This is a genomic window from Rubinisphaera margarita, assembly GCF_022267515.1.
GTDB classification, from domain to species: Bacteria; Planctomycetota; Planctomycetia; order Planctomycetales; family Planctomycetaceae; genus Rubinisphaera; species Rubinisphaera margarita.
In genome coordinates, this window is the sequence record NZ_JAKFGB010000007.1 from 224,507 (window position 1) to 250,454 (window position 25,948).

The window sequence follows — 25,948 nt, forward strand, 5'->3', positions numbered from 1 at the left end:
GGAGTCAGTCGTCGGTTTTCTTTTTCTTGGTCGACTTCTTCTTCGTCGCTTTTTTCTTGGCCGATTTCTTCTTGGTGGCTTTCTTCTTTGTCGCTTTTTTCGTGGTTTTCTTGCCGGTCTTGGCGGCCTTGGCTTCGATCCACTCCAGCGCCTGGGCCAGCGTCACCGATTCCAGATCGGTATCCTTGGGAACCGTGGCATTGATCTTGCCATGCTTCACGTAGGGGCCGTACCGGCCCTCGAAGATGCCGATGACTTCTTCGTCCTCCGGATGCTTGCCGAGTTCGCGGATGGGCTTCGGAGCCTCTTTGGTGCGGGCCTGCTTCAGAAGTTCAACCGCCAGATCGAGACCGACCGTCAGCACGTCGACATCCTTCGGAAGTCCCTTGTACTTGCCCGAATGCTGCACGTAAGGACCAAAGCGGCCAATGCCGGCTTTGACCACCTTGCCGTCCTCTGGATGCTGCCCTAGCGTGCGGGGCAGTTCCATCAGCTTGATGGCGGTGCTGAGTTCGATCTGCGTCGGATCGATGTTCTTGGGGATGGAAACCCGCTTCGGCTTCGCGCCGTCTTCACCCTGCTCTCCCAGTTGGAGATAAGGACCGAACGGACCACTTAATACGAAGATTGGCAGCCCTTCCTCGGGATGCATGCCGATGGACTGAGGCCCCTGCTCTTTCAGCAGAAACAGCTTTTGAGCCAGTTCCTGGTTGACGTCTGCCGGGGAGATTTCCTGCGGCAGCGACGCGGTTTTCTGCTCGCCGTTTTCTTCTTTCTCCAGGTAAGGTCCATAGCGTCCCACGCGGACCGAAGAATCGAGGCCGGCGAATTCGAGCGTACAGGCTTTGCGCGGATCGATTTTCTCTTCGCGTGTCTTAACCTGTTCGACGAGACCATCATCGCCGCCGTAGAAGCGTCCCAGATACGGCACGCGCTGCGCCTGTCCGTTCGAAATATCGTCCAGCGTCTGCTCCATCCCGGCCGTGAACTGGGTGTCGACCAGATTGGGAAAGTTCTCTTCGAGCAGGCGTGTGACAGCCATCGCGGTGAAGGTGGGGATCAGCTGATTACTGTCCTTGCGGACGTAGCCGCGATCCTGAATCGTGCTCAGAATACTGGCGTACGTCGACGGACGCCCAATCCCTTCTTCTTCGAGCTTGCGGACGAGCGATGCTTCCGTGAAGCGGGCGGGAGGCTTGGTTTCGTGGCCGACTGGATCAAGCTGCGAGCAATTGAGCGGCTCCTGTTCCTTGAGATCCGGCAGCATGGAATCACGGTCATCGAGAGCCGCTTCCGGATCGTCACTGCCTTCCACGTAAGCACGGAAGAAGCCGGGGAACACAACCTGACGGCCGGTCGCTCGGAACTTCGCGTCTTCGACTTCCACGGTCACGTTGAGAAACTTCAGTCGCGCTTCGGCCATCTGGCAGGCCATGGTCCGCTTCCAGATTAGCGCGTAAAGCCTGGCTTCAACGCCTGTAAGCCGCAGCTCTTCGGCGGTTCGCATCTCCGTGCCCGAAGGGCGGATCGCTTCGTGAGCCTCCTGCGCGTTCTTCGATTTCCCGGTGTACTGGCGGGGACTGTCGCTCAGATAATTATCGCCATACAAATCCTGAATCCGGCCGCGAGTCGCCTGCACCGCTTCGGAAGAGAGGGCGACGCTGTCGGTTCGCATGTAGGTGATGTAACCGTTTTCATACAGCCGCTGAGCAGTCTGCATCGTCTGCCGGGCCGTCATGTTCAACTTACGGTTGGCTTCCTGCTGCAGCGAACTGGTGATGAACGGAGCCGGCGGCTTCCGGTTCGACATCCGCTCTTCAATTTCGCCGACCGACCAGTCGGCTTTCAGCAATCGCTCCTGAAGCGACTCGGCTTCCTGCTGGTTGAGCAGCAGGACATCAGCTCCCGGCTTCAGCTTGCCGGTCGCTTCATCGAAGTCTTTTCCGGTGGCGAGCCGTTTGTCATCGACCGAATGCAGAATGGCTTCGAACTGTCCGCCCGCTCCAGTCCGCAGCGCGGCTCTCAGGTCCCAGTACGTGGCCGAATGGAACGCGAGCCGCTCGAGTTCCCGTTGAACGAGCAGTCGCACTGCGACAGACTGCACTCGCCCGGCGGAAAGTCCGCGAGCGATCTTCTTCCACAGAAGTGGACTGAGCGTGTAGCCGTAAAGACGGTCCAGAACGCGGCGGGTTTCCTGAGCCTCGACGAGATCCTCGTTGATGTCCCGGGTGTTGTTGATGGCTTCCTGAATGGCGGATTTGGTAATTTCCGAGAAAACCATGCGACGAACGCTGACTTTTGGCTCCAGCAGCTGCACGAGATGCCAGCCAATGCTCTCCCCTTCGCGGTCTTCATCGGTCGCGATGATGAGTTCCTGAGCGTCCTGGAGGAGGTCTTTGAGTTCCTTGATCAGCTTTTTCTTTTCCGACGGAACCACATAAAGAGGTTCAAACTCCTTTTCGGGGTTCACGCCAAGCGTCGCCCAGGACTCCTTTTTATATTTGGAGGGGATATCTGCGGCCTTGGCGGGAAGATCACGGACGTGCCCGACACTGGCGCGAACGATGTAATCGCTGCCCAGAAAGCTACCGATCTTCTTTGCCTTTGCCGGGGATTCCACGATCACCAGCGCCTTATAGTTTCCGTTCTTCGCCACCATATGTGCGCTGCTCGCCTCCATCCTGACGCGGCCATCGGCCATGGCTGCGTCTTTGGGTTTCACTCTTGCGGCGCGGTCACTCGATCGGAGCAGGATGTCTCCACATCGTCTCCTCCGACAACAACCGCGGGCGGAATCGACAAAGGGTTAAATGATTGCAGGGCCGACTGTCAAGGCTGCGACTCTCGGCAAGAATGGTCCAAACTCGCTTGTCGGACCATGTAAAAATTAATTACAGTCCGGCTTCGCCCCTTTTCCGCCATCGTTGACGATGGCGGTTTTTCGCTCAGAGCAGTTTGTAAGGATACAGGATGAAGTCTCCGTTCGCGGTCTTTCGCAAACACCAGAAAGTCTTGATGGTCGCCCTGACCGGGCTGGCAATGTTTGCGTTCATTGTCCTCGACTCTCTGACGCAGAACATGGCCGCTTTCCCGCCAATCTTCGGGGCTTTGGTCGGTGTGGGGCTCGGCTGGTTGATCCTGAGAAACTCCAAATACACCTGGGTCGCACTGACCGTCGGGGGCGTGGCCGGAGCATTGATCGGCCTTCAGTTCCAGACCAACTCGACCACCCAGGCCGCCGTGACGACGTCGTTTGGTTCGATCAGCGAGATCGAACTGCAGAACGCCGCACGCCGCCGCGAAACGGTTAACCAGTTCCTCGTGCAGGCCTTCCGAGCCGCTCATGCGGGGGAAGAGAATCCTCAAATGTTCATGCTGCAGAGCTATCTGTTCGGCGGCAACGGGGATCCTCAGCAGGAAGCGTTGATGCACATGCTGATGATGCGGGAAGCCGACAAGGTCAACTTTTATGTGAGTGACCAGCAGGTTTCCGATTACATCAGCCAGGCGACAGCCAACAAGCTGAGCGGCGGCGATTACGTCAAGATTCTTCGCCAGATCGGCTTGAGCGACAGCGAACTGTTCAACCTCATCCGCGAACAGATTGCCTCACAGAGCCTGCGTCGCGAGCTGATGCCCCGATATGTGGCCACGCCGGAAAACTTCTGGGATTATTACCAGAAAATGAATGTCCGTCAGGAACTGGCGACTGTTTCGGTCGCGGTCGAAGCCTTCAAATCTGAAGTTGGCGAGCCAACGGACGAAGAACTGAAAGCCCTGTTCGACGAACACCGAGAAAAATTCCCCTCCGGTTCAGATCCAGGCTTCCGACAGCCGCCACGGGTGAAGCTGGCTTACCTCGAAGTCGATTACGACACGGTGGCCAAGACCGTTAAGGAAGTAACCGACGAAGAAGTCAAAGCCTATTACGAAGCCAATAAAGAGGATTACCGGAATCAGACCGCCGATCCATTCCCGTCGCAGTTCGGCGACGAGATGGAAGGCCTGGATGATGCCAATCCGTTTGAAGCTCCTGGCCTGGAAAGCCCGATGCTGGCTCCGGGACTGCCTGCTCCTGTCGGCACGGATACGCCGGCCATCGAATCGGGCGACCTGCCCGGACCGGTAATGACTCCTCCGGCGAACACCTCGGAGAGTTCCGCCACCCCGACCGCTCCCCCGCAGCCGGAATCGACCTCGACGCCTGCTCCGGAAGGAACCACATCAGCAATCGAACACCGTCCGTTCGGCAACGCGTTCGCCTTGATTCAGGATCAGCCGACTCCGTCCGAAGGATCGCCGACACCGGCTTCAACATCGACTCCGGCTCCCGCGTCGACTTCGACACCGACTCCGGAATCCACCTCCCGCCCTGCTCCAGAGATGACTGCTCCAGCTCCGGCTGGAACTTCGACGCCTGCTCCTGCGACGACCACAACTCCTCCGCCAGCAACGACTTCGACGCCAGCTCCGGAAACGACGTCCACCATGACGCCGCCGCCGGCTGCAGACCCACTTCCCGAATTCCAGCCTCTGGACGAAGCTCTCACCGAGCGAATTCGCGCTCAGATCAAGCGGGAAAGGGTGATGGCGAAGATCAACGAGATTACGCAGGAATCTCGCGGAGCTTTGTTCAACATCGTTTCGAAGTACGCCAACGCGGAAGACGACAACAAGGAAGCGATTGCAGCCGAGATCCAGAAGGCTGCTCAGGCTTACGCGAAGGAAAACAAGCTGCGGTACGTGGAGACGCCATTCCTGTCTCCGGAAGAACTGCAGGAATCCGAAGATCATCCGATTGGAAGCTCGACCGAACCAATTTCGATCCGTTTCCAGCGGGAGAACGCCCGGACCGTCGTTGAACAGCACTTCAGCGGACCGGATCTGGCCTCCATTGAACGGCAACGTTACCTGATCTTCGAAGCGGAAGACCCTTCGACGCTCAACCGCTTCCTGCACTGGCAGGTCGCGTTCAAGCCCCAGCACGTCCCAACGTGGGATGAAGACGGCGTGAAGGAACAGGTCCAGGAAGCCTGGAATGCGATTCAGGCTCGTGAACTGGCCCGCAAACGTGCCGAAAAGATCGCCGAAACTCTGCGAAACGCCGGCGACAAGACCTGGAAAGAAGCCCTGGCCGACGTCACCGAAACCGGAAAAGAGGGTGGGCAGAAACTGAATGTGGCCTACACGAGCCCGTTCACCTGGTTGACTCGCTCATCGGCGGCGAATCCGAACCCGTTCGCGCCGCCGCCGCTGGAACTGCCGGAACTTCCGATGATTTATGGCGGAATCAGCAACGAATTCATGGAAACGGTGTTCCGGGACCTGGAACCAGGCCAGGTGGGCGTCACCGAGAGTGCCGATGGACGTTACCTCCATGTGGTCCGGGTCGATAACCGGACTGATCTCGCAGAGATCCGCGCCTCGTTCCTGGCGGCTCAGGGCAGCCTGTTCTCGCCATTCTCGCCGTTCCAGATGATGACCTACGAAGACTCGCGTGATCTGGTTCGTCAGTGGAATTCGGACATCTACGAGAAGTACGAGGTCAAATGGGTGGGAAACGAATCGGAGTGATCGGAAGATTCCCGATTTCATCACCTCTGTGATTTGATCCTCTTGCATTGCGAGAAGATTCTGGAACAATCTACTTCATTCCCCGCGTTGAAAAATGGCATTGAAAGCATGTCTATTTATTGATAGGCTGCGATTAACGGTGTCATTCCACGCCTCAGAGAAGTGAGATTCCCGCCGGAACATACGCATGCATATCGAACTTGAAGTCAGCAATAAACGATCCAACGTCAAACGGCTTGTCATCCGGGAACGTGCCATTATCGGTCGCCAGAACCACTGCGACATTCGTGTCGTATCGGGCGAACTGAGCCGCGAGCACTGCCGGATTGAAGTGGATCATGACGATGCTCACCTGATCGATCTCGGCAGCACGAACGGGACGTATCTCAATCGCAAAAAGCTCGAGGCGCACCAGCCCTACGAACTCAGCGAAGGGGATACGATCCAGCTCGGCCCTGCGGCGTTCTCTGTGCATATCATTCACGAGTCGGAGAGTCTGCAGGAGAACGAAACCATCTCCTCGATCTCCGATGAAACGCTGACCGGCGATCTGGACAGCCACGTCAGCGGTGCTCACGTGGGAGCCGGAGACGAAACGATCCCGGCTGATGAGCAGCATTCAGTCGCCGAGTCGGGCTTCACCGAAGAAGAACTCGAAGAATTGATCGACGAAGACGAAGATTCCGATTCGTTTCTCGCTGGCGTGACGTCGGATAACGACATGAAGACTGTCGATGACGACGACGATGCTTACGACAAGTTCCTCAGTGATCTTTAAGCCCGGAATCGCGTGGAGCGTACGCGGCTTGTTCTGAGCGAAGCCGAACTCAGTATCGCTGGACGTCCACGCCGTCTGCATTCTGAAACGCGGTCCGCACCTGCTCGCTGAATTCTGCAGGGGCCTCGGGTTCGGAAGGCGTCTCCGCAGCTTTGGCGACAAGGCCGGAACTCGGCTGAATACTGAGAACACCCGCGACTCGCCACGTGCCACGGCTGTCCCGATTCATCTGCAGGGACGTGCGAATCCACTCCCGTTCGTGTCGAATCTTGGCGGTGACAACCGCTTCAGCTCCGCGACGCTGTACGTCTTCAATATGCACGGTGACCGCAGCCGGATCCCCTGCTCCGTAGAGCGCTTCGTGCTTGACCATGCCCTTCAGATAAGCCTGGGCACGGGTTCGAATCATCGAGCCGTCGAAGCGAGTCAGATATCCCATCATCAACAGTGCGACGCCGGCTGCAACAAGGCCGACGGCGAGCACTTCCGGGAATGATCGGCCACGTGGTCGCATGGAGCGGGCTTGAGTCGAACGAAGCGGTTCAGGCACCGGGACGCAGCTGCCAGTAAGCCGCGAGAACTTCGTACAGATCCTCGGACACCTGGATCTCATCGTCCTCGAAGTCACTCAGCCAGGTTCTGCGGAACCGCGTCGCATCGGCGAGAGCAGCACAGACTTCGCCGAGTCGAACTTTAACCTGCGGCTCTTCAACAGCACCGCAATCCTGATCGCCAGTGTAGAGCTTAAGACGTGGTCGCATCGACATCCTTCCATGGAGTCGTGGTCTCTTCGCGGCAGTTTCCAACCTTGAAACTACTCCGGGTATCTCACTGTATCGGCAGTCGGATTCGATCGACTTTACGCGAAATAGTGGCCAGAGCGGTTGTAGGACCAGTCGCCTGAAAGCTGGGATGCGAGCGTAAAATGGGCTCAAGACATCAGGCAGTGATTGTTGGCCATCGTGATCCCCGACAGCATCGAGCCAATGATCCCCAGAAAGCCCTGATCGGTGCCGCATAAATAGAGCCGGTCGATCCCCGTGGTGCCATCGAGACGTTTGATCGGGGCGCCGTACACGCAGCCGTTCAGGTGGCTGGTGAAGCGACGAATCGTCCGGGGAGTGAAGGCATCAGTATCGAGAATGTGCTTCCGATAGTCGGGTACGTGGCGGAGGGCGGCTTCGCGGATCCGGTTGGCCCATTCGTCCTTAGCGGCCTGGTACTCCTCTTCCGGAAGGTTGAGCCAGTAATCGTGGTTGGCCAGAGCGGTAATTCGCATCACCCCTTCGGGCAGCGGCTCGTCGTACCGGAAGTTATTGGGCGAACAGATAATGCCGCTTTGCAAATCGCAGGGTGCTTCCGGTTTACGGTAATGAAACTGTTCGGTCTCGCTGTAGAAAATGATCGTTTCATCGTATCCGAGATCGGTCGGCTGAACGTCAATGACGTCGATCATCTCGTTGAAGGTGACCACGCCGGGCTGCCGCTCATCTTCAGGGACGGGAAAACCATCGCCGCAGAGCGAGGCCGTTTCCGCCAGACCAGCCGAGGAGAGGACGCGGTCAGCGGTCAACTCGTCGCCATTTTCCAGTCTCACCCCCATTGCCCGGCCGTCTTCGACGAGAATCTCATCGACTCCGGCCCGCAGCTTCAGTTCTCCACCGAGTTCGCGATACTTTTTCACCAGCGCCTTCATGATCGGTCGCACGCCCTTGAACGGGCGGCCGAAGCCTTCCATGAAGATGCTCTTGTACATGATGACAAACTGGTTCAGGTCCATGTCATCGGCCCGGGCGCTGCCGTAGAACATGAGCGGGCAGAAAAGCATGTCGACCAGCAGCGGATCACTGAGATAGCTGGAAACGGTCTCGCGAGCCGAGATGGCTTTCTGGCTCAGGTCGAGCTCGTTGAATTCGAGCAGGAACTGATGGAGTCGGCGGAACGCGTCGATCTGAGCTGGGAAATGTTCCGCGATTTCCGATTCAAGCAGAGAGAAATCGTTGTTGAAGCGAAGTTTAGCCCCCGGGAAGACGACTGAGGAGCCATTCTGTTCGCAGAGGGAGAAGTCATCCCAAGACATCCGCAATTGACGGAGCAACTTGCTCAACGGTCCCGTTTTGGTTCCCGGAGCCGCAAAGTTCGTAATGGCATGCAGGCCGACGTCGTGATTGCGACCGCGGAGGCGGTAGAACGAATTCAGTCCGCCGATGGTCCAGTGCCGCTCGAGAACGCAGACCTTCTGCTCGAAGTAAGCCAGGCGAATCCCGGCAGCCAGCCCCGAGAGACCGGCACCGATGATGATCGTATCGTAATGCAACGATGAGGCTCCAAGATTCACAAGCAACAACGGGGTCTGGCCTGATACGCAATTCTCGACCAGGCCGCCCAACCGAAGCCACGCGCACTCGGCAGCCGGATGCCGCCGCTACGACTTCCCAGAATGTCAGACGGCAGTCAGAAACCGCCCCTGCGACGTTCCGAAAGGGTGGCACAGACATTCCTGTCTGTGCGCCTTCGGGTCCCCATTGTATCCAACCGTTTATTAAACCGGAGGGCGGGAGAGGTCATCTCGATTGAGGTTCGATCTTCTGCCGCGGTGATTTCCGTCCGCAGACAGGCATGTCAGTGCCACTGGATCCCGGGGACGGAAGTATCACCGGCAATCGACAATTGCCTCTGGAGTCGTCTCAGGCGTCCTTCAGACGCGGCGTGAGGTAATCGACGGTGCTCTTCATGGTCACCAGATGATGGTAGTCTTCTTCAGGAATCTGGATGCGATACTGCTTGCGAAGTTCCATCACGATGTCGAGGAAGTCCATCGAATCGAGTTCCATCTGGTCGCGGAAGGGCTTTTCATCGTCCAGATTCGACAGGTCTTCGTCGGGAGCGATTTTGCTGAGGATGTCGATGATAACCTGCCGGATTTCTGCCGGTGTCATGCAATACTTCTCCAAATGGTTTCGAGACTCGAGTTCGTGAGACGGATCGGAGGAAACGCAACGGAAGCCCGTTACAGCTCCAACAGGTGCGGCCTCGGATTCCGCAGGAACGGGAAACTGCCGGAAAACCGGACAGAAATCGGACCCGTGTTGAGAACACTCCCGTGAAATGAAGTTCCGGACTATCCGGTGAACTTCCTGACAATCAGAACCGAGTTGATGCCGAGCATCCCGAACGAATTGTTCAGAATGTACTCGACGTTCGGTTTGTGAACGGGGTGGTTGACGACGAGTTGATCCAGAGCGCACTCGGGATCAATGTTATCGAGGTTGATTGTAGCGTGAACGGTATCGTCTTCAAATGATGGGATATTCCCCAGCAGTTCCAGAGCACCCGCGGCGCCCATCGCGTGCCCGATGAAGCTCTTCGTATTGTTGATGCGGGTGTTTGTGCACTCGCCAAAAACGGCTCGCAGGGCTTTGCATTCTTCGATATCGCCCTGCTCGGTCGCCGTCGCGTGGCTGCTGACAATGTCGATCTGATTGGGCTCCAGCCCCGCCCGCTTGAGAGCCAGTCGGATACACTGCTCCTGTCGTTTCGGATCGGGCAACACGAAGTCCTTGGCGTCGGAGTTCATCGCGTAGCCGATGATCTCACCGTAAATCTTCGCTCCGCGGGCCAGAGCATCATCGAGACGCTCCAGCGTGCAGATTCCGCCACCTTCAGCGACCACGATTCCGTTTCGATCCTGATCGAACGGCCGGCTCGCTTTGGACGGGTCTTCGTGTCGAGCCAACGCTCCCTGGCTCTGGAAGCTGGCGAAAATGCCGAATGTGTGAATGCTCTCGGAAACCCCGCCGGCAATCGCCAGGTCGACTTCCCGGAGTCGCAGCATCTGGGCGGCCTGAATGAAACCAGCGTTCCCGGCGGCACAGGCAGCTCCGATCGTCAGATGAGGCCCGGTGATCCCCAAGCTGATGGTCACTTCGCCGGCGGCATTGTTGGCCACCGTGCGGGGATTGTGATGATGGGTCCAGACCGAGGTGTCGTACTCGAATTTCGAAATCTCGTAGACTTCGTTCTCGGTTTCCACGTTCCCGTGCTCGGTGATGCCGAGATAGACGCCGACGCGGTCCTTTTCGGTTTTTTCCCAGTCGACGCCGGAATCAATGACTGCTTCGTTGGCACAGTACACCGAGACCGAACCGACCCGTGTGCCGCGACGTAGATCCCGTCGCTTCTGGTGCCTGAGGGTGTCGAAGTCGCAGACTCCTGCCAGAACGGGCCCCATGTATCGGGTCTCGTAGGGCACGACTCCGGAACGTCCGGCCAGCAGGTTCTGGCGGAACTCGGAGAGCGAATTGCCATTCGGCGAGGTCAACCCGACCCCGGTAATCACAATTCGGTCGCTGTTGGGATTTCCGTCCGCCATTGAACTTTCCGCTCATCCGTTCTGCAGGGCAGAGGATCGTCTGCCGTCACTGAAGCGATAAAAGGCTGCGACTGCCAGTCGGGAAGTCGACGGTACGATGATCACGCCGGCTGCAACGCCGGATTATCGCAGTGATCCCAGCCCCGGGCAGGGCTCGGTACTCCTCTCATCTGAAGCTAGGAAAAGTAACGGCAAAACGGTCGACTCACAAGCCAGCCGACAGGCAAAGCGACAGATCACCCCCAAATTCCAATTCCCCCCGGCCTGCAAATCAATCTCAGGCCGCGGCCGGGACGATAATTGAGATCAGATCCCGGCGTTCATTTCCTCGTCGCGGCGGTTTTCGGTGACAAAATCCGTTGAAAGTCACCGGGCCACCCCCTACCATGACGCCATTGAGATTCAATCTCATCTTCAGGGAAAGAGAATCAGTTATGAATTGCGGCCCAGAAGTCGTCCCCATTGAAATTCTCCAGACCGGCGAAACGGGCGTCATTGTCGACGTATCCGGCGACGACAAAACCGTGAGTCGTCTGGCCGAAATGGGAATCCGCTGCGGTTGCGAATTCACCATCAAGCGGAAGGATTGTCCGACACTGATCACGGTCAATGGTCACGATATCCTGCTCCGCTGCGGCCAGGCCGCGATGATTCTCGTTTCCGCCGGAGCAGCTTCGCAACTCGTCTGAAACTCGCCTTACGCCCTGCCAGAGGCCGACTTCAGGTCTGAATCGCCGTGACGTCCTTCACAGCGTTTCCCCGGATCTGAATCGGGACACGACTTCGTCTCCAGCCAGCCCGGCGAATCGGCATCGAACGGATCGCCCATGCCCAAACTGAATGATCTAAAAGAGCAGGACATCGCTATTGTCGAAGATGTCGAAGGCTCTGACTCGGTCGCGATGCGGCTGATGGAGATGGGAATTATTCCCGGTGAAGAGATCGAACTGATCGGGCGTGCCCCGCTGGGCGATCCGCTGGAGTTTCGCATTTCGGGCTATCAGCTCTCCCTTCGCAAATCTGAAGCGGCTCGTGTTACAATTCGCTTCGCTTCCCCCGAGTAATTCCTTTGTCAGCTGGAACTCGGACACGCCCCTCCACGAGGACACCTCCGCATGTCGGGATCGATGACCAGACCTGAATCCGCCTCCCAGTCTGAGGTTCCGCCGAACCAGCGCTCCCCCCGCTCCGTTCATGTGGCCCTGATCGGCAATCCCAACACCGGCAAGAGCACGCTGTTCAATGCGCTGGCCGGCATGAATGCGCGCGTCGGGAACTATCCCGGCGTCACCGTCGAGAAGAAAGTCGGTCGCTTCCGCCACGAGGGGCACGAAGTCCACCTGATCGACCTGCCGGGAACGTACAGCCTTTCTCCCCGCACGGCTGATGAGATGGTCTCCGTTCGTGTTCTGCTCGGGACGCAGCCACAGGAAAAGCCGATCGATGCGGCCATCTGTATCGTCGACGCCACGCACCTCGAACGAAACCTGTACCTCTTCAGCCAGATCCTCGACCTCGGCGTGCCGGCCATTCTCGTGCTCAACATGTGGGACGAAGTCCTCAAGAGCGAGACAAGCATCGACGTTGCCGCGTTGCAGGAACGGCTCGGGATTCCGGTCATTACCACCGTTGCCCGCAAGGGGATCGGTGTCGATCAGATTAAGGATGCGGTCGTCGAACTGTTCGACGAATCGAAACCGAACACCGCAAAGCGACCGGAACTGTTCCCGGAGAACTTCCGGGCGGCTCAGCAGAAACTCCACGCCGAAGTCGAAACGCGAACCGGCCGGGCCCTGCCCCACTATCTGGCGGAACGACTTCTGCTTGACGTTCATGGCGAAACCGAACGGGAAATTCTGCAGGAAGACCGATCACTCAATCCGCTGATTAATGAATTGCGGAGCGAACTGGCTCAGGCCAACTGTCCAATTCCGGCAATTGAGCCCCGGGTCCGTTACGGCTGGGCCCGCCAGATACTTGATGGTGTGATCACCAAACCGGCGAAAGGACACCTGAAGCAGAAAAAGGATCATCTCGATGCCTGGCTGACCCATCGTGTAACCGGGCCGGTGATCTTTGCCGCGATCATGCTGCTGATGTTCCAGGCCATTTACACCTGGGCTGGCCCGCTGATGGATGCGATTGAATCCGTTCAGGGGCTGGCGGCCGACGCGGTAATCTCGGCCATGGCTCCGGGAGCCCTTCGCAGTCTGATTGTCGACGGACTCATTGCCGGCGTCGGATCTGTGGTCGTGTTTCTCCCGCAGATCGCGTTTCTGTTCCTGTTCATCGCCATCCTGGAAGACTGCGGCTACATGTCGCGAGCCGCTTACATTATGGACCGGCTGATGACCAAAGTCGGTCTGAGCGGGAAGTCATTCGTGCCGTTGATGTCGTCGTATGCCTGCGCGATCCCCGGCATCATGGCGACGCGAACTATTGAAGATCGGCGCGACCGGTTTGTGACGATGCTCGTCGCTCCACTAATGAGCTGCTCGGCACGATTGCCGGTTTATCTGCTCATGATCAACGCCTTCATTCCGAACGAAGCGATGCTCGGCGGCCTGCTGAATCTGCAGGGCGTAGTGCTGTTCGTGTTCTATCTTCTCGGCGCGGTCGTCGCCGTTCCAATCGCCTGGATCCTGAAAAAGACCTGGTTCAAAGGCGAGCCGGCTCCGTTCGTGATGGAACTGCCCAGCTTCAAATTTCCGTCGCTGCGTGTCGTGTTCTATCGGGTTTACGATCGCGCTAAAGCCTTCCTGGCTCGAGCGGGAACGCTCATTTTCCTGACCACCGTCATCGTCTGGGCACTGGGTTACTTCCCGGGAGACCACTCGCAGCTCGATCAGGTGATGACTCAACTCGAGAGCCCTGGCGTCGAAGAAGGCACACCGGAAGAGGAAGCACTCGAAGACCAACGGCGGCAGCTTTCCGCATCGTTGCTCGACCAGAGTTTTCTCGGCCGGGCGGGACATGCGATTGAACCGGTGGTTCGTCCGCTGGGCTGGGACTGGCGTCTCGGCATCGGCACGCTGGCTTCGTTCCCTGCCCGTGAAGTCGTGATCGGTACGCTCGGAACGATCTTCAGCCTGGGTGGTGATGTCGACGAAAGCGATACGCGGCTGATCGACCGGTTGCGGGCGGCCCGTCATGAGAACGGGGAGCCGTTGTTCAACGTGCCGGTCGCATTGTCGGTGATGGTCTTCTTTGCCCTGTGTGCACAATGCGGCGCCACACTGATGGTGATGCGACGGGAAACAAACAGTTGGAAGTGGCCCGTGTTCTCGTTCGCCTACATGACGCTCCTCGCTTATGTCGGAGCGTTGTTGACGTATCAAATCGGGATGCTTTTCGTAGGAACCTGAGCAATGAATTTCGACTGGCAGACTGCAGTCGCTCTGCTCATCGTGGCCGTGGCGGTCGTCCTGCTCCTGCGTCGTCTGCTGCGAACAGGACAGCCGGGTTGCGGATCCTGTGAGTTCGCGGCCCGTCCCGGCGGCAAATCAGAAGGGGATTTGATACAACTGACGGACAAGACGAACCGTTCAGAAAAGTAATCCCCGCCGCTGCCCTGGTCAGCCGGCTTCGAGTGAAGGAGTGCGCCATGGACCCCCGCCACGAGAAACTCGCGGATATCCTCGTCAACCACAGTTGCCGCCTGCAGTCCGGCGAACAGGTGCTGATCGAAGCCTTCGATCTGCCGGACATGAATCTGCTGCAGTGCATCGTCCGGGAAGTCCGAAAAGCCGGCGCGATTCCACACGTTCAGCTCCGCAGCAACGCCATTACCCGCACCTGGCTGCTTACTGCTGATGAAGCGACGCTCTCGGCAGCAGCTGTCATCGACGCCGAACGCATGAAGAAGATGCAGGCCTACATCGGCGTTCGCGCTTCGGATAATTCGGCCGAACTCTCAGATGTTCCCTCCGAACTGATGGAGCTGTATTCCTCGAAGTACATGAAACCGGTCCACTTCGAGATCCGCGTTCCCGAGACCCGCTGGGTGGTTCTGCGATATCCGACGCCGTCCATGGCGCAGTCGGCCAATATGAGCACGCAGGCCTTTGAAGACTTCTACTACTCGGTCACTACTGTTGACTATGCCGCTATGGAGCAGGCGGAAAAGCCGCTGGTCGAACGTATGAACGCAACGACCAACGTTCGGATTGTCGCCCCGGATACCGACCTGAAGTTTTCGATCCAGGATATCCCGGTCGTCCCCTGCTTCGGGCGACGGAACATTCCCGACGGCGAAGTTTTCACTGCCCCCGTGCGGGATTCGGTCCAGGGTCGGATTCACTACAACATCCCGAGCCGGTACAGCGGCACGGTGTTCCGGGATGTCTGCTTCGACTTCGAAGATGGCCGCATCGTGAAGGCAAGTTGTGCTGGGGAATCGAAGCGGCTGAACCAGATTCTCGATACGGACGAGGGCGCCCGATACATCGGTGAGTTCTCTCTCGGGGTGAACTACAACGTCAAGCAGGCCATTCTGGATACGCTGTTCGACGAGAAGATCGGCGGCTCGCTGCACTTTACGCCCGGCAATGCCTATACGACTGCCGATAACGGCAATCGCAGCGGAGTGCACTGGGATCTGATTCTCTCGCAGAAACCAGAAGATGGAGGCGGCGAAGTCTGGTTCGACGATGAACTGATCCGCAAGGATGGTCGGTTCATCCCCGAGGACCTGCAGGGACTCAATCCCTAATTGTCCACCCATCAAATCTTGAAAATATGACGAATACTCTGATTGGTCCCGTTTTAATGAACGGGACTGTCCGGACAGCTGGATTCCCGGACGTTGGCCGTCTGCATTGGATTTGAGGGGAGCCGGGCATCCCGTGTTTTCTGCGGACGCTTCCTCACTGTCTGATGGTGCGAAGCGGTACAATTCGCCCAATCGCTCCGCTACGACCGTTAAATTCGCTCAAAATCCGTCAGTGTTCCGGTTTTGCGCGAGTGCTGACCGGCTCTGATGAGACTATGCACACTGCGGACCCTGCGCATTCAGGGGGAGATAACCTAAAATCAGCGAATTTAACGGGTAGCTTCTTGAATTCGCAAAACCTGCCATTATAGGATCGTGGTTCATGAACAGACGATGATCTGTTTTTGCCCCCGTCCACCTCGAAGACTCCAGTTCACCAACCACAGCTCGGTTGATTAAGGTGAATCAATGCCAATTCCTACGCTCTTTGCGCGCGTTTCGACGCTCGTTCTTGAATCGTCTCTCAAGCGGCTTCCCGGGAAACGTGCTGCTCGCTCGTCTCGCCAAAGTGGTTCGACGACCCGCTTCGTCCAACTGGTCGAAGAGATGGAGCAGAGAATGCTGCTTGCCGGTCAGGGAACGTGGGATCCCCTCGGCCCCTTCTCGGCGTCCGATGGACAAGTCGAAAACATTGCTCCGAACGACACGATCGTGGGTGCCGTGCACACTGTGCTGGCTCATCCGACGAATCCCAACATCCTGTACGTAGGAGCCACGAACGGGGGAGTCTGGCGGACCGATAACGCGACCGCTGTCAGCCCGTCCTGGACCCCGCTGACGGACGATCTGCCGTCCCAGTCGATCGGTGCCCTGGCCTTCGACAGTGCTGACACCTCTAATGAAACTGTCTACGTTGGAATCGGACGTTACAGCAGCTTCGGCCGAACCGGCAACACCCGGGAAGGGCTTTTCCGTTCGACCGACGGGGGAGCAACCTGGGCCTCTCTCGGTGGAGGCATTCTTACCGGCAAGAACATCTCCGGGATTGCCGCGAATGGCAATAACGTGGTCGTCTCGGTCAACGTCGCCGACAACTTCACGTTCAGCAACATCGGGATCTTCCGCAGCACCGATGGAGGTGCGACGTTTACGCGGGTCTCCCAGGGCGATGGCTCGGCAACGGGACTGCCGGAAGGGGCCAGCTACGATCTGGTCGTTGATCCGCAGAACCCGAATACGATGTACACCAACGTCTCCTTCAACACCAGCAACGGCGACGGCATTTACAAGTCGACGGACGGCGGAGCATCCTGGACTTCCGTTGGCACTGCAGCGATGAACGCGCTGTTCGGCGGAGGAACCAGTAACGTCGAACTGGCGGCTGGAAACAGCAATGAGGTTTATGCGGCGATCATCAATACCGGCGATCTGGCCGGCCTGTTCCGCTCTCCGGATGGAGGAGCCACGTGGACGCAGATGGACACGCCGTCGACCAATGAAAACGGCATTGATGTCGGACTGAACCCGCGCGGCAGCAAGGGGCCAACCAGCGGGACTCCTGAAGAAATCGCCGGCGGTCAGGGAAGTATCCACTTCTCGATTCTGGCCGATCCGAACAACGCGAACATTGTGTATGTCGGCGGCGACCGTCAGCCACGTGCCAATGGCGATGCGGGCGGCTTCCCGAACTCGATCGGTGCCAGCGACTTCACCGGACGTCTCTTCCGGGGCGATGCCAGCCAGCCCGCGGGCAGCCAGTTCGTGCATCTGACGCACAGCAATACAATGGGAGCAGCGGGCGGCGGAACGGCCAGCAGCAGTTCTCCGCACGCCGACTCGCGGGATATGACCTTCGATGCCAACGGCAACATCATTGAAGTCGACGACGGTGGCGTTTATCGACGCACCAATCCGCAGTCCAACACGGGCGACTGGTTCTCGATCACTGGCTCTCTGCAGGTGACGGAAAGCCACAACGTCGCCTGGGACTCGCTCAGCAACGTCGCCATGTCCGGCAACCAGGATACGGGTTCGACCTACCAGCCGAGCGAAGGTGCTCTGGAGTGGGTTTCGCTCTCCACAGCCGATGGGGGCGACATCGCCATCGATAACATTCAACTGGCTGGCAGCAACCAGTCGGTGCGTTACACCAGCTTCCAGAATCTGGGAGCCTTCCGTCGAACTGTCTGGGACTCGTCCGGCAACCTGTTGAATACGACATTTCTTAGCCCGACCGTGACCGGTGGTGGGGCAGCATTTATCCCGAACTTCGTGACCCCAGTTGAAACCAATATGGTGGCTGGGGGTCGACTGCTGATTCAGGGAGCCAACGCTCTCTACGAATCCCTCGACTCCGGAAACACGATTGCTCAGATTGGTTCTGGGGCAACCGGCGATTCGGATATCTGGACCAACGCCCTCATCTATGGCGGACGTCAGAGTGGCATCGACAATCCGAATCTTGTCTGGGCCGCTGCAGGAAGCGATGTCTTCGTCCGGACTTCCGGCACTGGCAACGTCGCCGCAGTGGCAGCCGATCCGACCACGTCGGCAATTCGCGACCTGGCGGTGAATTCCGACGACTGGTCCAACGTGTTCGTCGCCGACAACAATCAGGTCTTCATGACGACCGACACCGGGGCGTCCTGGTCGGACATTACCGGCGACCTGCTGTCCTATGCCGATGAAATTCGTTCGCTCTCCTTTGCGAACTCCGGGACCAATCAGGTCGTGATTGCAGGAACAAACGAAGGCATTTTCATCTCGTCGATCACCGCGACCGGCACGTGGATTCCGCTCGGACTCGACATGCCGAACGTTCTGGTCTTCGACATGGACTACGACGCGAGCGACGACGTGCTCGTTGCCGGAACGCTCGGTCGCGGCACGTGGGCTCTGGCCGATGCGTCTGACAGCATCGATGCCGCGTTCGGCCCGAACACCGCTCCGATCGTGAACGATCAGACCTTCTCCGTAAACGAAAACTCGGCCAACAACACGATCGTTGGCATCGTTCAGTCTTCGGACGCCGAAAGCGATCCGGTCACGTACGCGATTACCGCAGGCAACACGAATGGAGCCTTCGCGATCGATGTCGCGACCGGTGTGATTCGAGTCGCCAACTCTGCGGAACTCGATTTCGAGACGACGCCATCCTTCTCGTTGACCGTTCAGGTGACTGACAGCCGGAATCCGACACTGACGGACTCCGCGACGATCACGATCAATCTGAATGACGTGAACGACACTCCAGTCATCACGGCTAACCAGACGTTTACCACGCAGGAAAACCCGACTGCGGGAGCCTCGATCGGATTCGTGGCCGCGACTGATCAGGATAATGACAACCTGACCTACACCATCGTTGGAGGAAACGCCGGCGGAGCATTCGCTATCAACGCGACTACAGGCGAGATCACTGTCGCCGACTCGGCCGCGATCGACTTCGAAACGATGCCGCAGTTCGCGCTGCAGATTCGCGTGACCGACGATGGAACCGGCATGCTGTCGTCGACTTCGGTGGTCACAATCGACGTCACCAACAGCCCGAACCTCGACTTCCAGCGGCTCAATCCGCTCGGCTCGCAGATCTATGGCGATCTGAACCGGACCTTCGATATCGACGGCACAACGACCGAAGTCGTGTTCGACTTCTACGCTCTGGCCGGCGAGAAGTTCTCCGCTTATGTCGAATCGACGAATCCCAACTCGGTCATTCTTCTGGAAATTGTCGAACTCGGCCAGTCTTTTGTTTCGAACTCTGGCGAGCCGCTGACGGTTTCCGCCGAACTGCTGCCGATTACCCAGAGTTACCGCATCCGAGTGACAACCAGTCAGCCGTTGGTCAATCCGACAACGCTGACCATGGACAGCTATCTTAACACATCGCTGGAGAGTCTCGTCGGAGACTCCAATAACGCCAATCAGATGGCCATTGATCCGGGCTACACGAATCTCGGCTACGAACGTTTCGCTGTGCTCGGAACAATTGAAGGCATCGGAGCGCAGGACGACCGTGAACTTTACACGATCGATCTGAGTGGCTACATCGGCGAAACGATCGACGTCGTCCTCGATGGTCTTTCCGCTGACTTCTCCGGCACGACTCTGCAGCTGACCGACTCGATCGGAACGGTTCTGGCGACCGCCTCGAACATGCCGCTGGGCGTCGATCCGTCGAACTACGACCTCGGCATCCTCGACTTCATGGTCGATGGGGACGGGCTGTATCAGCTGCGAATCCTCAACGCGAATGCCACAGGCGATTACGCCCTGCTGGTGACGACGGATTCGACCGCCTTTGAGACCGAACCGAATCAGGGGCAGGCCAACCGCGATATCACCGATCTGAAAGCGGTTGTCGGCTATCTCGATCAGAACACGTTCACGCCGAGCACTCCCGATTCAACGCCGTCAACAGGCGGAACTCCGGTCAGCGGAAGCGGCGATTCGGCCACCACGCCGCCGAATACCACTCCGATCAACATGACCGAGTCGGAACCCAACGACCCCATTGGCCAGGCGGATCCCGCTCCACTCGGGTTCGATAACGGCGAGAGCACCTCGGTCGTGATCGATGGCAACCTGAGTGTGCCGCTGCCACCGCTAAGCTTCACCGTGGCCGAAGATGATGGCTCCATCCCGCTGGCCAATGAAACGGGCCTTACAAACGGTCGCTTCACCATTGGCTCAGGATTCATCGGCAATGGTCCCTACTCCACCACTTCGGGGGACTATGATTTCTATGCGGTCCGCAATGTGAATGCGGGTGACGCAATCACCGTCGATATTAATGCCCGCTCGACCGGCAGCTCGCTCGACTCTGTTGTCGGGATTTACAATTCCAGCGGGACTCTGGTCGCCTCTAACGACGACTTCGGGGGATCGCTCGACAGTTACCTGAGCTACATCGCGGCGGCGAACGATGACTACTTCGTGGCCGTGCGAGGCTATGGCAGCGGAGATTCATTCCAGTCCGATCCGTTCGATTCTTCGTCGGGAACCGGCGTTGCCAGCCAGGGCGCTTATCAGCTTGTCATCGGCTTGAATGGACAGCAGCAGGACGTCGACACATTTGCCGTGGAACTGAACGCTGGCGATGTCATCAACGCCTGGAATACTGGAGCGGGGACGACCCTCACTCTTTACAATCAGTTCGGAACAGTGCTGGCTACATCGACGCAGGATCTGACGTCCGATCTGCCCGCGAACTCGCCGCTCCAGAACGGTGGCAACATCACTCTGCCTTACACTGCGTACGCCGCGGGACAATACTTTGTTTCAATCTCTGGCGGAACGGGGGCTTACCAGCTGAATCTCGATGTCCATCGTCCTGTGCTTGAAGAACAGGGAGCCGGTGCTCGCCAGATTCTGTTCCTGGACTTCAACGGCGAGGTCGTCGATTCGAGCCGCCTCGGCAGCACCAATGGAAACGTATTCCTCAGTGGTCTCTCGAGCTATCTCGGTGGCTGGGGACTGAGCTCGTTTGAAGAGAGCGCTCTGATCGATGCCATTCTGGCCACAGTCACGGAGAATCTCGCCGATGACGTCCGCCAGTCGGGCATCAACGGCGATTTCTCGACGACCTTCAATCACGGCGATTTTGATATCGAGATCCTCAACAGCCGCGACCATGCCGATCCGGGCAATGGCGGCAACGTGACGCGAATCGTTGTCGGTGGTTCGCAGTTCCAGCTGGGACTGTCGGGAACTGGGTTTGCTGAGTCGAATGACATCGGCAACCAGATTCTCGATGAACTCGGTGTCGTGCTTCTCGATCGTCTGAGTGCACCGGGGTCCGCCGGCACATCGCTCAACCGGTTCAATCTCGGCCCTGGAACGACGATGATCGATCTCGTCGGCGTCGGACTGGGGAACATCGTTTCCCGCGAAGCCGGCTACATGTTCGGCAACTTCCCGACGAACAATGCCAACAGCCTGGCGAGCCTGACCGACGAAGAAGGCAACCTGGCCAACATCGTTGGTGTCGGAAACGATCAGACGTTCGGCACGTTCGACGATGTCGACGTCGACTTCGAGTTCGATCAGTTCGCCCCGAGTACGGGTCTGACCGGCTTCCAGAATTCGATGGCGAATGTCGCGTTCAACCTTCCAACCGGAACCAATGTGTCGGATCTGGTGGGACCGCGCGTTCAGAGCATCACGCCGATCGGCGGAATTCAGTCTGGTTCGATCACGGCCATTCAGGTCGTGTTCAATGAAGCCCTGCTCGATTCGACGGCAATCGATGTCAATAACTTTGAGCTGCGGGAAGCCGGAAACGACGGCGTCTTCGGCACCGGTGATGACCAGATCATTCCGGTCACGGTTTCCTTCGACGGCAACGCGACGGTCACGCTGACGATCTCAGCCGGCTTCTCACCGCTGCCGAACGGAAACTACCAGCTGACGCTGGAAGGCAACGCGTTGACCGGTATCCGCGATACCTCGTTCAACCTGCTCAATACCCTGGCTGGTCCGAACAACGGACTCGACAGCCTGCACGAGTTCACCGTCGTTCAACAGGGCTTCGTCCCGTTCGACAACTACACCGTGCACCTGAACGCCGGCGAGGCCCTCTATCTGGTCACCTCAACGCCGCTGAATAACCCGCTGCACGATCCACAGAACACGCTCGATCCGCGACTGCTCGTCATCGCTCCGAGTGGCCTGTCGGTCGGTTCGGATGACAATTCCGCTGGCGATGGACGGAACGCCGAACTGGTGATCATTGCTCAGGAAACCGGCGATTACACGGTTCAGGTGCAGGCCGTCTCCGGACTGGGCGAGTACGTGCTGCGGAAGATCATCAATCATCCGCCGCAGATCCTCGATCAGACCTTCAGCGTTCCAGAGAACTCTGCGAACGGAACGTCGGTTGGAACCGTGGTGGCGAGCGATGTCGACAGCGACAACCTGACCTACGCGATTGTGTCCGGCAACACGAACGGCGCGTTCTCGATCAACCCGACCACTGGCGAGATCACGGTCAACAACAGTGCCGCACTCGACTTCGAGCAGATCAGTCAGTTCGACCTGGTCGTGAGTGTGACCGATGACGGGCCGGGCACCCTGGTGGCCATGGCCGACATCACGATTCAGCTGACCGATGTGAATGAAACGCCGACCATCAACGATGCTTCGTTCACCGTCGATGAAGAGGCTCCGGTCGGGACTGTTGTGGGGACGATGACGGCGACCGATCCGGATGCCGGGGACATGCTCACGTTCTCGATCACCGGTGGAAACACGGGCGGAGCGTTCACGATCAACGCGACGACGGGACAAATTACCGTCGCCACTCCAAGTGCGGTTGACTTCGAGAGCACTCCGATCTTCAGTCTCACAGTTCGGGTGACTGATGCCGGTGGACTGTTCGATGAAGCAACCGCGACAATCTTCGTTACGGATGTGAACGATACGCCGATCGTCAACGATCAGACCTTCTCGGTTGAAGAGTCGGCCCCGAACAACACGGTGGTCGGCACGGTCGTCGCGTTCGATCCCGATAACGACGGCTTGACCTTCGCCATCACGAGTGGCAATACCAACAATGCCTTCGCGATTGATGCCAGCACGGGCACGATTACGGTCAACAATCAGAATGCTCTGAACTTCGAAATTCAGCCGACGTTCAACCTCACGGTCCAGGTGACCGACGATGGCAACCCGAACAAGTCGGACACGGCTGTGATCACGATCAACGTGCTCGACCTGCTCGATGGAGTCACGATTCCGTTCTTCGACGGTTTCGAAGACTTCCCGAACTCGATGCCGCCGAGCAATCTGATCCCGGTTGGTTCTCCGTATGTCGTCTCCAGCACGACCGGCGGTCGGGTTTATACGACCAGCCAGTTCCAGCCGCGAACTGGCAATCGTCACCTGATCCTCGATTCCGGCAACGAAGGAAGTGCGTCGTCCCTGAATGAAGTTGTTCTGGAAGTGAACGCGAACGGGATCGCTCAGCTCAACTTCGACTTCGATCAGAGAGAATTCTTCGACGAAGACAACCCAATGCCGGCCACGTTCGTTGGTTCCGGAAACTACGACGGGGTCGCGATCAGCACCGATGGCAACGCCTGGTACCGACTGATCAGCCTGACTGGCTCGGCATCGACCTCGCTGTATACGACGAACAGCTTCGACCTGACGCAGTTCGCTTCGGATAACGGCCTGAATATCGACGGCAACTTCTTCATCAAGCTCCAGCAGTACGATGATTACGGAGTGACTTCGACAGGAACGGACGGATTCGCCTTCGACAATCTGCGACTGTACGGCTCGCCGAGCAATAACCAGCCGCCGGTGCTGAATGACCAGACGTTCTACATCAACGAGAACTCGATTTCGAACCTGATCGTTGGTTACCTGAATGCTCAGGATCCGAATCTGGGTGATCCGCTGACGTACGCCATCACCGGTGGGAATACGAACAACGCGTTCACGCTCGACGCCAGCACGGGACGACTGCGAGTCAACAATGCAGCCGCTCTCGACTTCGAGACCAACCCGGTCTTCCGACTCAATGTATCTGTCACCGATGGCGGTACGCCGGGGCTGACAGATACGGCTGTCGTGACGATCGTCCTGAAGAATCTCGAAGAAACGCAGACGCAGCTGTTCTACGAAGGCTTCGAATCGGGCACGACCGGTCAGCTGACCACCAGCTCGACCAACTCGGGCCGCATTCGTGCCCTGACGACCAACGCGACGTCGGGTCAGGTGCATGCCGGGACCTATCACCTCGGAATGGACCATTCGACGAGTGGAACCACCGGCCTGAATGAAGCGGTCTTCAGCTTCAATGCTGCCGGCTATCAGAATGTCACGCTCGACTTCTGGCAGCGGGAAACGGCCGATGGGGACAATCCTCTGCCGGCAACTTTCACCGGTTCGACGATTGGCGACGGCGTGTCGTTCAGTATCGACGGTAACACGTGGCACCGTCTCGACAGTTTCATCAACGGCACCTCGAGTGGGGTCTACAAGAACTTCATCTTCAACGTGTCCGCAGCGGCTCAGGGTCTGGGCCTGCAATTGAATGGCACCGTCTGGGTGAAACTGCAGGAAACGGGAACAAACACGTTCCCCTCTGAAGGGATGACGTTCGACGACATCCGGGTCTACGGTTCCGATGCGATGGCTCCGGCTGGCGTCTCGGGAATCGTGGGACTGAGCCTGCACAACGGTGATGCCCGGGCACTGGTGAATACGAGTTCGAACGGCGTGTATGCGTCCCGGACGTGGGGGATGTTCGACCTGAATGGTCGGACGATTCAGACTTCGCTGACCGGCGACTTCAACGGAGACGGTCGCGATGACCTGGCTGTGATGGCCAGTGATGGCGAGTGGCTCGTCGGGATTTCGACCGGCAGCAGCTACGACATCCAGAGCTGGGGTCAGTGGCGTGTTACGACGACGGCCTTCACCGATATCCGCGTGCTGGACGCCAATGGCGACGGCCGTGATGACATCGTTGGTCTGGCCGAGGTTGACGGCCGGATCTGGATTGCTGAGTCTCGTGGGACGCGGTTCGATAACGTCAGCTGGGCCCAGATCGCCCGCAAGGCGGACGCCGGCTGGCAGGACGTCGGAGTGGGCGATTTCAACAACGACGGCTTCATGGACTACGCCCTGCGAACCGCGAGCGGTCGCTGGTGGATGGGTCTGTCGAACGGTCGCGACTTCACCTTCAGCACGTTTGGCGTCTGGTCGGGCAACGCCGGCTGGCAGGATGTGACCTACGCTGACTACAACGGTGACGGACGGACAGATATTGCCGGTCGCGCCGCGAATGGTCGCTGGTGGGTCTCGCTGTCGAACGGCTCGGAGTTGCGGACAACCTCGTGGTCGAACTGGCGAGCAACCGCTGGCTGGCAGGACATCGTTGCTGGAGACTTCAACGGCGATGGTCTGGATGACGTTGCTGGACGTACTTCGAATGACGTCTGGTGGGTCGGCATCTCCGACGGCACCAGTTTCACGACCCGATACTGGAGTCGCTGGAGTTCAAGCGTTCTGTGGGAAGACGTTCAAGTGGGCGACTTCAATGGCGATGGACGAGCCGATATCGCCGGCCGAGCCGAGAAGCAGACGGTTGTTAACGGACAGCCGACTCGCACGGGCGGCCGCTGGTGGTACGGCATCTCCAACGGTTCATCGTTCACAACTCAGTCCGGCCCGGTGTGGGATCCGACTCTGACCTGGGTCGGCGTTCAGACTGGAAAGTACGACGCTCCGGGCCTTCCGGTTCCGCCGACATCGCCGATCGCTCCCGCCTCGGACGCGAGTATGGCTGCTCTGGCAGGTCGGTTCCAGTCGTCCTCAGCCGATCAGACTCAGATTGGATCTGCAAGCGGAAGCACGCCGGCTGGTTCGACGACCAATGTCAGTTCGGAGTCCGTTGACGATGTGAACGAAACCTTTGGAGACCAGAGCCTGCTCGATCTGCTGGCTGATCTGTAAGCCGGTTGAGCAACTTCGCTGAATTGAGAAGGACCCGCCACCTGTTTGA

At 58.2% G+C, this 25,948-nt stretch carries 14 protein-coding genes; 8 read left to right on the forward strand and 6 right to left on the reverse strand.

Annotated elements, in window-relative coordinates; translation table 11 throughout:
- Window positions 1-4 precede the first annotated feature (4 nt).
- Window positions 5-2,701, reverse strand: coding sequence for a type I DNA topoisomerase (topA, locus tag L1A08_RS03160; protein WP_238754125.1), 2,697 nt, complete (start codon window positions 2,699-2,701; stop codon window positions 5-7).
- 269 nt (window positions 2,702-2,970) lie between these two features.
- Between topA and L1A08_RS03165 the strand changes: the two genes are divergently transcribed.
- A complete protein-coding gene (locus tag L1A08_RS03165; protein WP_238754127.1) occupies window positions 2,971-5,574 on the forward strand; it encodes a hypothetical protein in 2,604 nt (867 codons plus the stop codon).
- 187 nt (window positions 5,575-5,761) lie between these two features.
- Window positions 5,762-6,352 (forward strand): FHA domain-containing protein, encoded by a 591-nt coding sequence (locus L1A08_RS03170; RefSeq protein ID WP_238754130.1) that lies wholly within the window; start codon window positions 5,762-5,764, stop codon window positions 6,350-6,352.
- A gap of 49 nt (window positions 6,353-6,401) precedes the next feature.
- Here L1A08_RS03170 and L1A08_RS03175 read toward each other — a convergent pair whose 3' ends face one another.
- The 5 genes from L1A08_RS03175 to L1A08_RS03195 all read right to left on the reverse strand — a co-directional run bounded on the left by L1A08_RS03175 (window position 6,402) and on the right by L1A08_RS03195 (window position 10,724).
- Window positions 6,402-6,866, reverse strand: a complete 465-nt coding sequence (locus L1A08_RS03175; protein ID WP_238754133.1) for a hypothetical protein — start codon at window positions 6,864-6,866, stop codon at window positions 6,402-6,404.
- Between the two features lie 28 nt (window positions 6,867-6,894).
- Window positions 6,895-7,113, reverse strand: a complete 219-nt coding sequence (locus tag L1A08_RS03180) for a hypothetical protein (protein ID WP_238754135.1) — start codon at window positions 7,111-7,113, stop codon at window positions 6,895-6,897.
- 170 nt (window positions 7,114-7,283) lie between these two features.
- Window positions 7,284-8,669, reverse strand: a complete 1,386-nt coding sequence (locus tag L1A08_RS03185) for a phytoene desaturase family protein (RefSeq protein WP_238754137.1) — start codon at window positions 8,667-8,669, stop codon at window positions 7,284-7,286.
- A gap of 370 nt (window positions 8,670-9,039) precedes the next feature.
- On the reverse strand, window positions 9,040-9,291 hold the full coding sequence (locus tag L1A08_RS03190) for an acyl carrier protein (protein ID WP_238754140.1): 252 nt from the start codon (window positions 9,289-9,291) through the stop codon (window positions 9,040-9,042).
- A 182-nt stretch (window positions 9,292-9,473) separates the two neighbouring features.
- Window positions 9,474-10,724, reverse strand: coding sequence for a beta-ketoacyl-[acyl-carrier-protein] synthase family protein (locus tag L1A08_RS03195; protein WP_238754143.1), 1,251 nt, complete (start codon window positions 10,722-10,724; stop codon window positions 9,474-9,476).
- 434 nt (window positions 10,725-11,158) lie between these two features.
- On the opposite strand from L1A08_RS03195, the gene L1A08_RS03200 reads away from it, so the two are divergent.
- The 6 genes from L1A08_RS03200 (at window position 11,159) to L1A08_RS03225 (ending at window position 25,899) form a co-directional block, all read left to right on the forward strand.
- A complete protein-coding gene (locus L1A08_RS03200) occupies window positions 11,159-11,413 on the forward strand; it encodes a FeoA family protein (protein ID WP_238754146.1) in 255 nt (84 codons plus the stop codon).
- A 138-nt stretch (window positions 11,414-11,551) separates the two neighbouring features.
- Window positions 11,552-11,788 carry a FeoA family protein gene (locus L1A08_RS03205; protein WP_238754148.1) on the forward strand — a complete coding sequence of 79 codons (237 nt, stop codon included), beginning with the start codon at window positions 11,552-11,554 and terminating at the stop codon, window positions 11,786-11,788.
- 51 nt (window positions 11,789-11,839) lie between these two features.
- The gene (gene feoB, locus L1A08_RS03210) at window positions 11,840-14,089 is read left to right on the forward strand and encodes a ferrous iron transport protein B (RefSeq protein ID WP_238754149.1); all 2,250 of its coding nucleotides are present in this window, start codon (window positions 11,840-11,842) and stop codon (window positions 14,087-14,089) included.
- Window positions 14,090-14,092: 3 nt separating this feature from the next.
- Window positions 14,093-14,281 (forward strand): hypothetical protein, encoded by a 189-nt coding sequence (locus L1A08_RS03215; protein WP_238754151.1) that lies wholly within the window; start codon window positions 14,093-14,095, stop codon window positions 14,279-14,281.
- A gap of 47 nt (window positions 14,282-14,328) precedes the next feature.
- On the forward strand, window positions 14,329-15,435 hold the full coding sequence (locus L1A08_RS03220; RefSeq protein WP_238754153.1) for an aminopeptidase: 1,107 nt from the start codon (window positions 14,329-14,331) through the stop codon (window positions 15,433-15,435).
- Window positions 15,436-15,903: 468 nt separating this feature from the next.
- Entirely contained in the window at window positions 15,904-25,899 is a 9,996-nt protein-coding gene (locus L1A08_RS03225; protein ID WP_238754155.1) for a cadherin domain-containing protein, read from the forward strand.
- The last annotated feature ends 49 nt before the right edge of the window (window positions 25,900-25,948 follow it).